This is a genomic window from Micrococcus sp. TA1, assembly GCF_014199555.1.
Classification (GTDB): Bacteria; Actinomycetota; Actinomycetes; order Actinomycetales; family Micrococcaceae; genus Citricoccus.
In genome coordinates this window covers 1504616-1518050 of sequence record NZ_JACHNW010000001.1, presented here as the reverse complement: position 1 = coordinate 1518050, position 13435 = coordinate 1504616, and the positions used below count along the sequence as shown (strand labels likewise).

Genomic DNA, 13435 nt, shown 5'->3' with positions numbered 1-13435 from the left:
AGAACCGAGTGCCCGGGCCCCTTGGGGGTCCGGGCACTCGGCGTTTCCGCGTGTCATGGGGCAGACGATCAGGACGGTAAGCTCTACAGTAGGTAGTAAACCTAGGGGTCCCCCTGTGGCTTCGTCGTCCCGGCCCAGACGCTGGCGCGGCATGGTCCGTCACAGGAGGCATTCGCACTCAAGATGAAGAGGAAGGGCCGTCTGTGAGATCGCAGAATCAAGCCGGCAGCCGTGGCAGGCGTCTCCTGAAGGGGGGAGCGCTTGCCGTCGTGGCAGCCGTGGTCCTGTCCGGTTGCTCCGAGCAGGTCCAGCGTGGCTGGCTGCCGGGCACGCGGGAGACCACGAACCAGTCCGCCGAGTTGACCGACCTGTGGGTCAACTCCTGGATCGCAGCCCTGATCGTGGGCCTGGCGGCCTGGGCCATGATGCTGTGGTGCATGGTCGCCTACCGGCGCCGGAAGAACGACAAGGGCTACCCGCGCCAGATGGCCTACAACGTCCCGTTGGAGACGCTGTTCACCGTCATCCCGATCATCATGGTCCTGACCCTGTGGGGCTTCACCGACCGCGTCCAGCGCTCGGTGGACACCCCGGTGGAGGACTCGCCGCTGACCGTTCAGGTCTACGGCAAGCAGTGGGCCTGGGACTTCAACTACAGCTATGACGGCCAGGAGAAGCACCTCGCCGGCGTCCAGGCACAGCTCGACGGCACCGAGGGTGTCGAGGAGACGCTGCCGACCTTGTACCTGCCGGTGGACGTCCCGGTCGAGTTCGAGCTGAACTCGCGTGACGTCATCCACTCGTTCTGGGTCCCCGCGTTCCTGCGCAAGCTGGACATGGTCCCGGGCAAGACCAACTACATCTACCTGACGCCCCAGGAAGAGGGACGCTTCCAGGGCAAGTGCGCCGAACTCTGCGGCGAGTACCACTCCGAGATGCTCTTCAACGTGGAGGTCGTCTCCGAGGCCGAGTTCCGGGAGCAGCTGTCCCGGATGGAGGACGGCCACCTGGGTGAGGAGTACAACCGCAACCCGAACGAGAACCCGGACGGCTGGCGTGACTCCCAGGTCCAGAACCAGGGTGACGGCACCCTGCGCGGCGAGTCCGGCGGTTCGACCGGTGGCGAGGACCTGACAGGTGAGGGAGACAACTGATGACCACCTATGAGTACGCCACGGACGAGGCGGCGGCCCAGCCGCGCGTGGTGCCCGTCTCCAAGGGCAGGATCGTCGTCAACTGGCTGACGACCACCGACCACAAGACGATCGGGTACATGTACCTGATCACGTCCTTCATCTTCTTCTGCATCGGCGGCGTCATGGCGCTGCTGATCCGCGCCGAGCTCTTCGAGCCGGGCATGCAGTTGCTCCAGACGAAGGAGCAGTACAACCAGCTGTTCACCATGCACGGCACGATCATGCTGCTGATGTTCGCGACCCCGCTGTTCATCGGCTTCGCCAACGTCATCATGCCGCTGCAGATCGGCGCGCCGGACGTGTCGTTCCCCCGCATGAACGCCCTGGCGTTCTGGTTCTTCCTGTTCGGCTCGATCATCGCCGTGGCGGGCTTCCTCACCCCCCAGGGTGCGGCCTCCTTCGGCTGGTTCGCCTATGCGCCCCTGTCGAACACCACGTACTCGCCGGGCGTGGGCGGTGACCTCTGGGTCTTCGGTCTCTTCCTGCAGGGCTTCGGCACCATCATGGGTGGCGTCAACTTCATCACCACCATCCTGACCATGCGTGCCCCGGGCATGACCATGTGGCGCATGCCGATCTTCACCTGGAACACCCTGATCACCGGCATCCTGGTCATCATGGCGTTCCCGCCGCTGGCCTCCGCCCTCGCGGCGCTGGGCATGGACCGCCGCTTCGGCGGACACGTCTTCGACCCGGAGAACGGCGGTGCCATCCTGTGGCAGCACCTGTTCTGGTTCTTCGGCCACCCGGAGGTCTACATCATCGCCCTGCCGTTCTTCGGCATCGTCTCGGAGATCATCCCGGTGTTCAGCCGGAAGCCGATCTTCGGCTACAAGTCGCTGGTGTTCGCCACCACCGCGATCGCCGCGCTGTCCGTGACCGTGTGGGCCCACCACATGTACGTCACCGGTTCCGTGCTGCTGCCGTTCTTCTCGCTGATGACCATGCTGATCGCGGTCCCCACCGGCGTGAAGTTTGTCAACTGGATCGGCACCATGTGGCGGGGTTCGCTCACCTTCGAGACCCCCATGCTGTGGACGCTCGGCTTCATGGTGACCTTCCTGTTCGGTGGCCTCACCGGCGTCATCCTGGCCTCCCCGCCGCTGGACTTCCACGTCTCGGACACGTACTTCGTGGTCGCCCACTTCCACTACGTGGTCTTCGGCACCGTGGTGTTCGCGATGTTCGCCGGGTTCTTCTTCTGGTGGCCCAAGTTCACCGGCAAGATGCTCAACGAGCGCCTGGGCAAGATCCAGTTCTGGCTGCTGTTCGTCGGCTTCCACGGCACGTTCCTCATCCAGCACTGGCTGGGCGTCATGGGCATGCCGCGCCGGTACGCGGACTACATGGTCGAGGACGGCTTCACCCTGATGAACCAGTTCTCCACCGTGTTCTCCTTCATCCTGGGTGCCTCGCTGATCCCGTTCTTCTGGAACGTCTACATCACGGCGCGCAAGGGCCGGAAGGTCACCGTGGACGATCCTTGGGGCTTCGGTGGCTCGCTCGAGTGGGCCACCTCCTGCCCGCCGCCGCGGCACAACTTCCATTCGCTGCCGCGCATCCGTTCGGAGCGTCCGGCACTCGACCTGCACCACCCCGAACTGCTGCCCACCTCCCCGCAGCATGAGCCCGAGGTCTTCGGAGAGATGGCGGCTGCCAAGTGAGAACAAACGTCAAGCTGTTCACCATCCTGGGTGTCTTCTTCGTCATCGTCGCCACCATCTACGGGGTCTGGGTGCAGTGGTCCGAGTGGGCCGGTATCCCGGCGCTGTACGCCCTGGGCGGCCTCGGCCTGATGATCGCCATCTACCTCTACCTCACCGACCGTCGCTTCGGCCTCGGGGCGGATGACCGTGAGGACGGGGACATCGCCGAGTACGCGGGCACCTACGGCCGGTTCGCGCCGTGGAGCTGGTGGCCTCTCGGCCTCGGCATCTCCTGCGCCGGGCTCGTCCTCGGCCTGGCCGTCGGCTGGTGGATCTTCTTCGTCGGCGTCGGCCTGGGGCTGTACTTCGTGGTCGGATGGGTCTTCGAGTACTCGAAGGGCGATCACGCCCACTGATCCACTGCGGATCATCATGTGACACACGGCGTGGGCCGGGACCTGAATGGTCCCGGCCCACGCCGTTCTCATAGCGCCTGCCGCAGGTTTCGCCAGTGACCGACCCCGGGAGCGCCACCACCATCGCGCGCTCTCGGGCGTCGGACGGAAGACCCGGCCCTGACGTGGGGCGCCGTGGGGCTGGGACCCGGGCCCAGAACCGGGGACGAGCGAGACCCTGCGAACCGGGGCGGGCCGGCCGGACTCAACATGAGTGGTGACCGGGTGGTCCTGCCGGAAGTGGATGTGACATTCCGGCGGCGGTCGAGTATGCCAGAACCTGTCGTCCGGGGCGGACCGGCGCATAGGTTACTGCGCATGCCACAGACTGCGCACAGCCACGCCACAGCCGTCGACGCTAAGCCGTCCAAACGCGTTGTCGGAATCGACGCCGCGCGCGGGTTGGCGTTGATCGGCCTGTTGGCTGCCCACGTGTTCCCCGTTGCCAATGAGGACACCGGGCAGGCCACTCTGGCCCACGAACTCTTCGCCGGGGACTCGGCCGCCCTGTTTGTCATGCTGGCCGGGGTGGGCCTGGCCCTGCTCACCGGAGGACGGAGCCCGCACGAGGGCCGGCGGATGGCCGCGGACCGGGCCGGGGTGGCGGTGCGCGCGGTGCTGGTAGGACTGACCGGCCTGCTGATCGCGATGCTCATGCCGGCCGACCCACCGGCCAACGGCATCCTGCTCTACTTCGCCGTGTATTTCCTGTTGGCGATCCCGTGTTTCCGTTTGCGGCCGCGGACCCTGTTCCTCGTGGCAGCGGCGTGCGGGATCATCACCCCGGTGTTGATGCAACGGTTGTACCCGGTGCTGCCGGAGACCTCCGTGTACGAACACACCGTGGTGACCCTGTTCACCGAGCCGGTCGGAGTCGTGGCCGAGTTGCTGCTCACCGGCACGTATCCGGCGCTGGCCTACATGGCCTTTGTCCTGGTCGGTCTGGGACTGGGCCGGCTGCAGCTTAACAGCACCCGGGTCCAGGTGTGGATCGCCGGCGTCGGGGCGGGCCTGTTCATCCTGGCCAACACTGTCTCGCACGTGTTGCTCCAGAACGCCGGGGGGTACCAGGCGTTGCTGGACACCCCTGGAGCGAGCAAGGACATGGTGGACGCGGCACTGATGGTGGCCCCGGAGGTGTTGCCCGACACCTCGTGGTGGTGGCTGGCCATCGCGACCCCCCACTCCAACACCCCCTTCGCCATCGCTTCGAGCCTGGGCATGGCCATGCTCGTGCTGGGCGTGGTGTTGCTGGTGGCCCGCCGATTCGGCCGGTGGCTGTACCCGCTGACCGCGATGGGCGCGATGACCATGAGCGTCTACACCGCGCACATGATTGCGCTGAGCTTTGAACTCCATTATGACAACCCGGTGCTGTGGTACGTCGTCCACCTCTCCGTGGCGGTGGTGTTCGCCCTGGCCTGGACCCGGTGGTTTGGCCGGGGGCCTCTGGAGAAGCTCATGACGGTCGGTGCTCAGCGCGCCATGCAGCGATACGTCCTCGATAACGGGACCTACGAGGCGGCCCCGCCCAGCCCGTCGCCGAGCGACGACCGGCAGAACGCACACGCCGGCGTAGGACCCGGTGCCCGGTCAACGGGAAAGACCCCGCAGACCCACACCCCGCCCGACGCGAAGGTCGACCAATCGGCCGCGCGGCCTGCTGCCGCCGGGCCCGATGAGGGCACCGCCCCACCGCGCCTGACCCCCACCACAGCACGTCTCGATGCACCTAGGGAGAAGCCATGATGAAGATTCTGATCGTCGGAGCCGGAGCCACCGGCGGGTACTTCGGGACGCGCCTGATCCAGGCCGGCCGGGACGTGACCTTCCTGGTCCGCCCGCACCGGGCCGAACAATTACGGGACGGGTTGCGCGGTTGCGGGCCCGGTTACGACCTGACCGTCCCGGTCCGGGCGGTGACCGCAGGTGAACTGGACGGTCCCTACGACCTGATCCTGCTCATGACCAAGGCCTGGTCCCTGGACCAGGCCTTGGAGGACATCGCCCCGGTCGTGGGACCGGACACCACCATCCTGCCCCTGCTCAACGGCATGGCCCACCTGGAGCGGGTGAACGCCCGCTTCGGCCGCGGTGCCGTGCTCGGGGGGATCGTCCGTGTGGTCGCCACGGTCACCCCGGAGGGTGCGGTCTTCCAGTTCAAGCCGGGCGCCACGATGATCTTCGGCGAACAGGACCGGCAGCACACTGACCGGGCGGCCCGGGTCCAGCAGGAACTGTCGGTCCCGGGGTACGACCTGGTCCTGGACGAGGACGTCCTGGCCGCGATGTGGCACAAGTGGGCCTTCATCGTGGCCGGGGGGACCACCACGTGCCTGATGCGTGGCACCATCGGCGCCATCCTGGCCACCCCCGGCGGCAGGGAGTTCGTCCTGGAGGTCATCGCCGAGACCGAACGGGTCGCTGCGGCGGCCGGATACCCCGTCTCGGACGCCGCGCACGCGGCGAGCCTGGAGATGTTCACCGAACCCGGGTCCGTGTTCACCTCCTCCCTCTACCGGGACCTGACCGCCGGGTTCCGGCACGAGGGAGAGCACCTGCTCGGCGAGTTCGTGGCCACGGCGGAGCGGTACGGCGTGGAGGTCCCCCTGACCCGGCTGGCCCTGGCCCACGTCCGGGTCCACGACCAGGCCGGCAGCCCGCGGCCGCAGTCGGTGCTCGCCGGCACCCACTGACGGGAACAGCCCGTCTCCGGCCCAGAACCTCGTCATCATTTCCCATCCAGGGCCTCACCACCCGGGGTGACCCGACGACTGAGCATGCGGCGAACCCTTGCTGGTGCGCCCATCCGCCGTGGGGGGCTCGTTCTGGACCCGGGCCGTCCACCGGTATGGGCAGGCTGGCCTACTGACGGCTCATGGGTGGTGGTCGTCCGGAGCTGCACCATGACGCCCAGGCCTGCCCGGGGCTCCTCACGGAGATCCGTCCGGACCTCGGGAGCGGCCGGATCTGCGCCTGCGGCCGGATCTGCGCCTGCGGCCGGACCGGGACGGTCTCTTCGGGTCCGGTGTTCGACACCGCCGCGGACACCAGCTCCGGAGCAGTACGCCGCCCAGGCACAGGGACATCTCTGCCAGTGCAGGAATCACCCCGTGGGACGTGAGCAACCCAGGCAGGACGGGGAGCGCGCCGCCGCTCCGGGGGAACGTCGGCGGGTGCGTCAGGGCCGTGGCATCCTGGCCGCCCGTGCCCACGGAAGGTGGTGGAGGGACGACTGGACGATCGCCGTCGCGATACCCCTCTGCAGCATCTGCACCGATTCGATCTCGATGAGTTCAATGCGGTAACCGCGGACCCTGACCCGGTCGTCGATACGGCCCAGGTACTCGATGTTCCCGTCCGCAGCGATCCGGCCCAGGTCGCCGGTGCGGAAGATCCGACCGGACGGGTTGTTGGGCAGGTCGATGCTGTCCTGGATGAACGCCTTCGCCGTGAGCTCGGGACGGTTCAGGTATCCAGCGGCGAGTCCCACACCGCCGATGCAGATCTCACCGGCTTCGCCGCGGGCAACCACCCGGTCGGACCCAGGTTCCAGGAGGACCACCGAATAGGTCGGCAAGGGCATCCCGATGGTCACGCGGCCGTGCGGGTCCAGGGTGGTCCACGTAGTCGTGACGGTGGCCTCCGGGGGGCCATAGGCGTTCACCAACCGAAGACCGGGCCGGTGCCAGCGGGTGATCAGGTCGTGCGGACACGGCTCGCCTGAGACGAGCAGGAACCGCAGGTCAGGCAGATCGTCGTCCAGCGTGGCGAGCAGGGTGGGGACGCAGCAGAGGCCAGTGACCCGGAGATCGAGGAGGAAGTCATGCAGGTCCTGGCCGATCAGGGGCGCCCCGTGGGGCTTGGGCACGATGGTGGCACCGGCCATCCAAGGCACCCAGATCTCCTCGATCGAGAAGTCGAACGCGATACTCATGCCCTGATAAAGCCGGTCTTCACCCGTGATGCCGTAGACTTCGGCCGCCACCCGCACGAAGTTGCAGATGCTGGCGTGCTCGATCGCGACCCCCTTGGGTCGCCCGCTCGCACCCGAGGTGTAGACGACATAGGCCAATTCATTGACGGGGATTCCGCGCTCCTCTGGCATGAGCCGCTCGGAGGGCTGGGCGGCGATGGCGGAGGCCTCGGCATCCACGACGACCACGGTGGCAGCGACCGCGTCCAGTGTCTCCACGTGGAGGGAGCGCGTCAGGACAGCGCTGACGCCGGCGTCCCGGCAGATATAGGCGATACGGTCCACGGGGAAACCAGGGTCAAGCGGCACGTAGGCGGCATTCAGCTTCAACGTGGCCAGCATGCCGGTATACCCGTCCAACGGATGATCCGACAACAGCGCGACGCGGTCCCCGCAACGGACCCCGCGTCCTCTCAGATGACGAGCAAGACGGTTGGCCCGCGCGTCGAGATCCGCGTAGGTGACCGCGAGGGCGCCGGTGTCCACCGCGAGGCGATGCGAGTGCTCGTGCTGCGCCAACTCGTCGACCTTATCCTCGAACAGGTGATCCAGTCGTTCGCCCGGACACCAGCGCACGCCTTGGTCGAACCGCGTGTCCACCAAGACCGCCGGGACGCTGGGACGGGCCTCCAGGGACTCGGGTCCGGGGGAGAGGAACCCCGTGTCCACGCCGCCTCCAGAGGATGCCCAGGTGCCCGGGGGAGTCCCAGGTCCCTGGGGAAGAGACCGGCCGGATCCGAACGACTCCGACCCGCGAGTAGCGAAAATGGCTTCCTGATCCGTCACGGCCATGCCTTCCATCGAGATGCACCACAGCCCAGAGCGGGAGAAGGGGATAACCCGATGCTGGGCCCACAGAAATCGCGACCTTGCGATACAGTGCACCCTGACACCGCGGTCCGGAGAGGGTCAACACCCCACGAAGGACGCTTCGATGATCCAGGTACCGTTCGGGTGTGATCGTGCCGGAACCTCTCGGTGACGCTCCGGACAGGCAAGAGTGTCCTGCGTCAATCAGCAGTCAGGAAGTCCTTGGACCCATTCCGGGACCCGGCCTCAGAGGGCCACAGCTCGTGGTCGACGATCCGGAAGCCTTCCGCCAGGGGCGGCTCCACCGTCCGGGGGGACGCGTGGGGAGGACCGTCGGCATAGCGCCGGCGATGACGGCGGGGTAGGTTGCTGGCATGACGGCGCATCAGCCGTATGAGACGCTGCGTGTGAATGACCGTGTCGAGGTGCGCCGGTACCCCGAGCACGTTCTGGCAGAGACGACCGTCGAGGCAGGCTTCACGGATGCCGGCAACCAGGCCTTCCGCATCCTGTTCGGTTATATCAGCGGTACGAACCAGGCCGAGCAGAAGGTGGCGATGACGGCGCCGGTGCTCCAGGACGCCCCGTCTGAGTCCATCGCGATGACCGCTCCCGTCCTGCAGGAGGACGCGGACGTGTACCCCGACGGCACCGGCCGCGGGCGCTTCCGGGTGGCTTTCGTCCTGCCGGAGGGATTCACCCTCGAGAACGCCCCTCGCCCCACGGATTCCCGCGTGCGGTTGCGTCGTGTCCCCACGACCGTGGCCGCGGCCATCCGGTTCCGTGGACGCTGGAGCGAGGCGAACTATCGCAAGCACCTGGAGAAGCTGCGCACCGCCCTGCGCGCCGAGAATCTCTCTCCGGTAGGACCACCACGCTTCGCCCGCTTCGATCCTCCCTTCAAGCCCTGGTTCCTGCGCCGCAACGAGATCGTCCTGAGCCTGCAGGACCCGGTCAATCCGCCCAGTCCACCCGAGAAACGTCGCTGAGGGGCTCTCGACCACTACCCGTGCAGAGCGTTTGGCGCCAGCTCACAAGGTGTGGGTCCCTGCCGGCGGGGCCGTGGTGAGCGCGTCCGTGCGGCGCAGCGCATGACCACCCCCGAGCCAACGTCACGGGCGCTCCGGCGTGGAGGCGTGGGCGGGGGAGCCGGGGGTCAGACGCCGTGGGTCAGGCGTGGCGGGTCAGGAGGGTGGTGACCCGGCGGATCTGGTCGGGCTGGAACCCACACCAGTGGTCCTCGTCGTCGACCACGACGACGGGGGCCTGACTGTACCCCAGCTCGTTCTGGATGTACACCAGGGCGGCCGGGGCCTGGCGGACGTCGATCTCCTCGAAACCGAGCCCGGCGGTGGCAAGGGCGGTCTTGGTGAGCCGGCACTGCATGCACGCCGGCCCGGTGGTGTAGACGGTGATGGTCCTCATCGGTGCGCTCTCCTTCGCTCCGTGACCCCTTTGGGATACCAGCCGGAACGGACACGTTTAGCCGGCCGCGACGGAGCAGTGGTCGGTGGCGTGGGGAGGGGAGCGGACTGACGAGCGGGTGAGGGGTCGAAGTCGTCGGAACCGGGGCAACAGGCCCACTCACGCAGGAAGGCCCCGCCGGAGCGGGGCCTTCCTGGTGTGGTGTTCTGTCAGTGCTCGAGGGTGCCGCGGCTGCCGGTGGCGGCCAGGGCGTCGGGCACGTCGTGGTGGTCGTGGGTCTTGGCCTCGGCCAGCTCCGCGCGGCTCACCGGCTCGACACGGTCCTCGTAGAACCAGCGGTTGAGCTTGGCGCGGCGCTTCTCCCCGCCGGAGACCTTCCCGTCCGGTCCCGGCTGGGCCGGGACGGGACGGTTCGCCTCGAAGCTGACCAGCTGGTAGAGCCGGTAGTCGTCCAGGCGCTCGTGCCGCTCCCGGAACTCGCCGTCCGGGGTCATCTCGATCACACCGGCCTCGCGACCGTGCAGCACGATCTCGCGGTCCTTGCGCTGCAGGGACAGGCAGATGCGCTTGGTGATGATGAAGCCGATGAACGGGCCCAGGATGAAGATCCCGCGCAGCCAGTAGGTCACGTCGTTCAGCGACACCCCGAAGTGGGTGGCGATCAGGTCCGAGGAGGCCGCGGCCCACATGGTGCAGTACCAGATCACGCCGGCGACGCCGATGCCCGTGCGGGTCGGGGCGTTGCGCGGGCGGTCCAGGATGTGGTGCTCGCGGTTGTCCTTGGTCACCCAACGCTCCAGCCAGGGCCAGGCCATCATCGTGCCGATGAGGATGGCGGCCGGGATCATCGGGATCAGCACACCCAGCGCCAGCGTGTTGGTTCCGCCCGGGAACAGGGTCCACACGTCCTGGACCTCGGTGGGGCCCGGAACCCGGTCATCACCGAGGAAGGGCAGCGGCAGCTGCCACTCGAACGGGAAGGACCCGAGGAAGCCCGGCATCAGGCGCAGCGCGCCGTCGACCCAGCCGATGTACCAGTCCGGCTGCGTACCCGCGGACACGGGGGAGGGGTCGTAGGGGCCGTAGTTCCAGACCGGGTTGACGGTGAACAGCCCCGAGATCAGCGCGATGATGCCGAACACGATGAAGAAGAACCCGCCGGCCTTGGCCGCGTACACCGGCCCGACCGGGTAGCCGACCACGTTGTTCTCGGTCCGGCCCGGGCCCGGGTACTGGGTGTGCTTGTGGACCACGACCATGAACAGGTGGGCCACGATCAGCAGCAGGATCACGCCGGGCACGAGGAACACGTGCAGGATGTACAACCGTCCCACGATCGCGTCCCCGGGGAACTCCCCGCCGAACAGGAAGAAGGAGATGTAGGACCCCACGATCGGCAGGGCCTTGATGACCCCGTCGATGATCCGCAGGCCGTTGCCCGAGAGCAGGTCATCGGGCAGGGAGTACCCGGTGAACCCGGCGGCCAGGCCCATGATCAGCAGCACGCAGCCCACGACCCAGTTCAGCTCGCGGGGGCGCCGGAACGCACCGGTGAAGAACACGCGGAGCATGTGCACCGACATCGCGGCCACGAACAGCAGGGCCGACCAGTGGTGCACCTGGCGCATGAACAGCCCGCCGCGGATGTCGAAGGAGATGTCCAGGGTGGAGGCGTACGCGGTGGACATCGGCACCCCGTACAACGGCTTGTACGAGCCCAGGTAGGTGACGTGCGCCATCGAGGGATCGAAGAAGAACGCCAGGAACGTGCCCGAGAGCAACAGGATGACGAAGGTGTACAGGGCGACCTCGCCGAACATGAACGACCAGTGATCCGGGAAGATCTTCCGGCCGAACTCGCGCACCATGGGCGAGGCCCCGACGCGGGTGTCGACGAAGTTGGCGATCTTCCCCGTGGGGGTCGATGCCTGGTACTCGGTGGTGGATGAGGTGCTCATCGGTATCAGCCACGCTCCCAATATGCCGGTCCAACGGGCTCGTGGAAGTCGCTCTGGGCGACCAGGAAGCCCTCTTCATTGACGGTGATCGGCAACTGCGGCAGCGCATGGCCGGCCGGGCCGAAGATGACCTTGCACTCCTGCGTCAGGTCGAAGGTCGACTGGTGGCAGGGGCACAGCAGGTGGTGGGTGTGCTGCTCGTAGAGGGCCACGGGGCACCCGACGTGCGTGCAGATCTTGGAGTAGGCGACGATGCCGTCCACGTTCCAGTCCTCGCGCTCCGGGGAGATCTGCAGGTCCTGCGGATCCAGGCGCATCAGCAGCACGACGGCCTTGGCCTTCTGGTTGAGGTGCTCAGTGGGCGGAAGTTCGTTGAGCCCCTCGGGGATGACGTGGAAGGCCGAGCCGACGGTGACGTCGGAGGCCTTGATCGGGGTGCCGGTGGGGTCCCGGACCAGGCGCACGCCCGAATCCCACATCGTGTGGCTCAGACGCTCGACACCGAAGTTCTCGGCGGCGAGCTCGGAGCGGTTGTCCGAGTCGTCCAGGTCGCGGAAGAGCGCGATGGCCGGCAGGGGAGCGAGGGCGACGGCGCCGATCAGCGTGTTGCGGAGCAGCGGGCGACGCTTGAGCTGGGACTCCTCGACGATGTCGTCGATCATCCCGACGGCGACCCGACGGTCCTCCTCGGTCCGCACCTCGTGGCGTGCCTCCGAGACCTCGTGGTCCGGCATCAGGGTCTTGGCCCAGTGGACGATGCCGACGCCGATGCCGAGCATGGAGAAGGCGGTCCCCAGCCCGAGCAGCATGTTCTGCAGGCGCACGGTGCCGATCTCGGTGTCCGGACCGATCTGTCCGACCACGAAGTAGCCGACGAAGAACAGCACGGTGCCGATGATAGAGATCCCGAACAGGACGGCCACCTGGCGCTCGGCCCGCTTGGCCGCCCGCGGATCCTCGTCGGCCAGCCGCGGACGGTGCGGCGGGATACCGGGGTTGTCAATGGCGTATTTGCCAGACTCCTCCACACCGGCGTGCTCAACGGCGCCCGAGTGCTCCGGACCTCCGTGGCTTTGCTCAGACATCGATCTGAATCCTTTGCTTGAGTGATGGTGACGTTGTGTGTGGCCGGCGCCCCCACGGCGCCGTCAGGTCAGGAGGACCGCGAGGTCAGCCAGACCATGAAGCCGACGATCAGTGCTAGGCCTGCGGTCCAGATGAACAGGCCCTCGGACACCGGGCCGAGCGAGCCGAGCTTGGCGCCACCGGGGGATCCCTGGGTCTCGATCTCCTTGAGGAAGGCGATGATGTCCCGCTTGTCCTCCGGCTTGATGTTGGAGTCGGAGAAGACCGGCATGTTCTGCGGGCCGGTGACCATGGCCTCGTAGATGTGCTTCTCGGAGACACCGTCCAGGCCCGGGGCGAACTTGCCACGGGTCAGCGCGCCACCGGCAGCGGCGGCGTTGTGGCACATGGCGCAGTTCACGCGGAAGAGGGTTCCGCCGTTGCCCAGGTCCACGTCCTCGTGATCGGTGTCCAGGTACTGCTCATCCGGAATCGACGGACCGGCGCCGAGGGAGGAGACGTAGGCGGCCAGCTGCGCCGTCTGCTCGTCGTTGAACTGCTTCGGCTTGGCCTGGGCCTGCGGCCCCTGCATCTGCATGGGCATGCGGCCGGTGCCGACCTGGAAGTCGACGGACGCGGCGCCGACGCCGACCAGCGTGGGGCCGTCCTGGGTGCCGACGGCCTCGTAGCCGTGGCAGGTTGCACAGTTGGCGTTGAAGAGCTTCTCGCCCTCGGTGATGTCCTCAGCGCTGTAGGTGGAACCGGTGGTGGCGGCCTGGGCCTGGTTCATGGTGCTGGCGACGGAGTAGAGGCCGCCGGTGATCAGAAGTCCCAGAAGCAGCAGCGCGAGCCCGGCGATCGGGTGGCGCCGTTTCTGTGAGAGTGCCTTCACGGTTGGTTCCTT

11 protein-coding genes are annotated in these 13435 nt (G+C 67.4%); 6 read left to right on the top strand and 5 right to left on the bottom strand.

What is annotated here, in order from left to right; genetic code table 11:
* Nucleotides 1-203 precede the first annotated feature (203 nt).
* From coxB to GGQ69_RS06630, 5 genes are all read left to right on the top strand, one after another.
* A complete protein-coding gene (coxB, locus tag GGQ69_RS06650) occupies nucleotides 204-1154 on the top strand; it encodes a cytochrome c oxidase subunit II (RefSeq protein ID WP_298044202.1) in 951 nt (316 codons plus the stop codon).
* The gene (gene ctaD, locus GGQ69_RS06645; protein WP_183526177.1) at nucleotides 1154-2860 is read left to right on the top strand and encodes a cytochrome c oxidase subunit I; all 1707 of its coding nucleotides are present in this window, start codon (nucleotides 1154-1156) and stop codon (nucleotides 2858-2860) included. The genes coxB and ctaD overlap by 1 nt, the downstream gene beginning before the upstream one ends.
* Nucleotides 2857-3258 (top strand): cytochrome c oxidase subunit 4, encoded by a 402-nt coding sequence (locus GGQ69_RS06640; RefSeq protein WP_010145806.1) that lies wholly within the window; start codon nucleotides 2857-2859, stop codon nucleotides 3256-3258. The genes ctaD and GGQ69_RS06640 overlap by 4 nt, the downstream gene beginning before the upstream one ends.
* A gap of 357 nt (nucleotides 3259-3615) precedes the next feature.
* Nucleotides 3616-5046, top strand: a complete 1431-nt coding sequence (locus GGQ69_RS06635; RefSeq protein ID WP_183526174.1) for a heparan-alpha-glucosaminide N-acetyltransferase domain-containing protein — start codon at nucleotides 3616-3618, stop codon at nucleotides 5044-5046.
* Complete coding sequence (locus GGQ69_RS06630; RefSeq protein ID WP_255459436.1) at nucleotides 5043-5993, top strand: ketopantoate reductase family protein; 951 nt, start codon at nucleotides 5043-5045, stop codon at nucleotides 5991-5993. The genes GGQ69_RS06635 and GGQ69_RS06630 overlap by 4 nt, the downstream gene beginning before the upstream one ends.
* A 485-nt stretch (nucleotides 5994-6478) precedes the next feature.
* Here the strand turns inward: GGQ69_RS06630 and GGQ69_RS06625 are convergent, their stop codons facing one another.
* Complete coding sequence (locus tag GGQ69_RS06625; RefSeq protein ID WP_370577122.1) at nucleotides 6479-7942, bottom strand: amino acid adenylation domain-containing protein; 1464 nt, start codon at nucleotides 7940-7942, stop codon at nucleotides 6479-6481.
* Between the two features lie 515 nt (nucleotides 7943-8457).
* On the opposite strand from GGQ69_RS06625, the gene GGQ69_RS06620 reads away from it, so the two are divergent.
* On the top strand, nucleotides 8458-9072 hold the full coding sequence (locus GGQ69_RS06620) for a heme-binding protein (protein WP_183526167.1): 615 nt from the start codon (nucleotides 8458-8460) through the stop codon (nucleotides 9070-9072).
* A gap of 181 nt (nucleotides 9073-9253) precedes the next feature.
* On the opposite strand, the gene GGQ69_RS06615 is transcribed toward GGQ69_RS06620, so the two are convergent.
* From GGQ69_RS06615 to GGQ69_RS06600, 4 genes are all read right to left on the bottom strand, one after another.
* Nucleotides 9254-9508: a glutaredoxin domain-containing protein gene (locus tag GGQ69_RS06615; protein ID WP_183526163.1), complete on the bottom strand. Its 255-nt coding sequence runs from the start codon at nucleotides 9506-9508 to the stop codon at nucleotides 9254-9256.
* Nucleotides 9509-9717: 209 nt separating this feature from the next.
* On the bottom strand, nucleotides 9718-11466 hold the full coding sequence (locus GGQ69_RS06610; protein WP_183526160.1) for a ubiquinol-cytochrome c reductase cytochrome b subunit: 1749 nt from the start codon (nucleotides 11464-11466) through the stop codon (nucleotides 9718-9720).
* Between the two features lie 5 nt (nucleotides 11467-11471).
* The gene (locus tag GGQ69_RS06605; RefSeq protein WP_183526157.1) at nucleotides 11472-12551 is read right to left on the bottom strand and encodes a ubiquinol-cytochrome c reductase iron-sulfur subunit; all 1080 of its coding nucleotides are present in this window, start codon (nucleotides 12549-12551) and stop codon (nucleotides 11472-11474) included.
* 68 nt (nucleotides 12552-12619) lie between these two features.
* On the bottom strand, nucleotides 12620-13423 hold the full coding sequence (locus tag GGQ69_RS06600) for a cytochrome c (RefSeq protein ID WP_183526154.1): 804 nt from the start codon (nucleotides 13421-13423) through the stop codon (nucleotides 12620-12622).
* Between the last annotated feature and the right edge of the window lie 12 nt (nucleotides 13424-13435).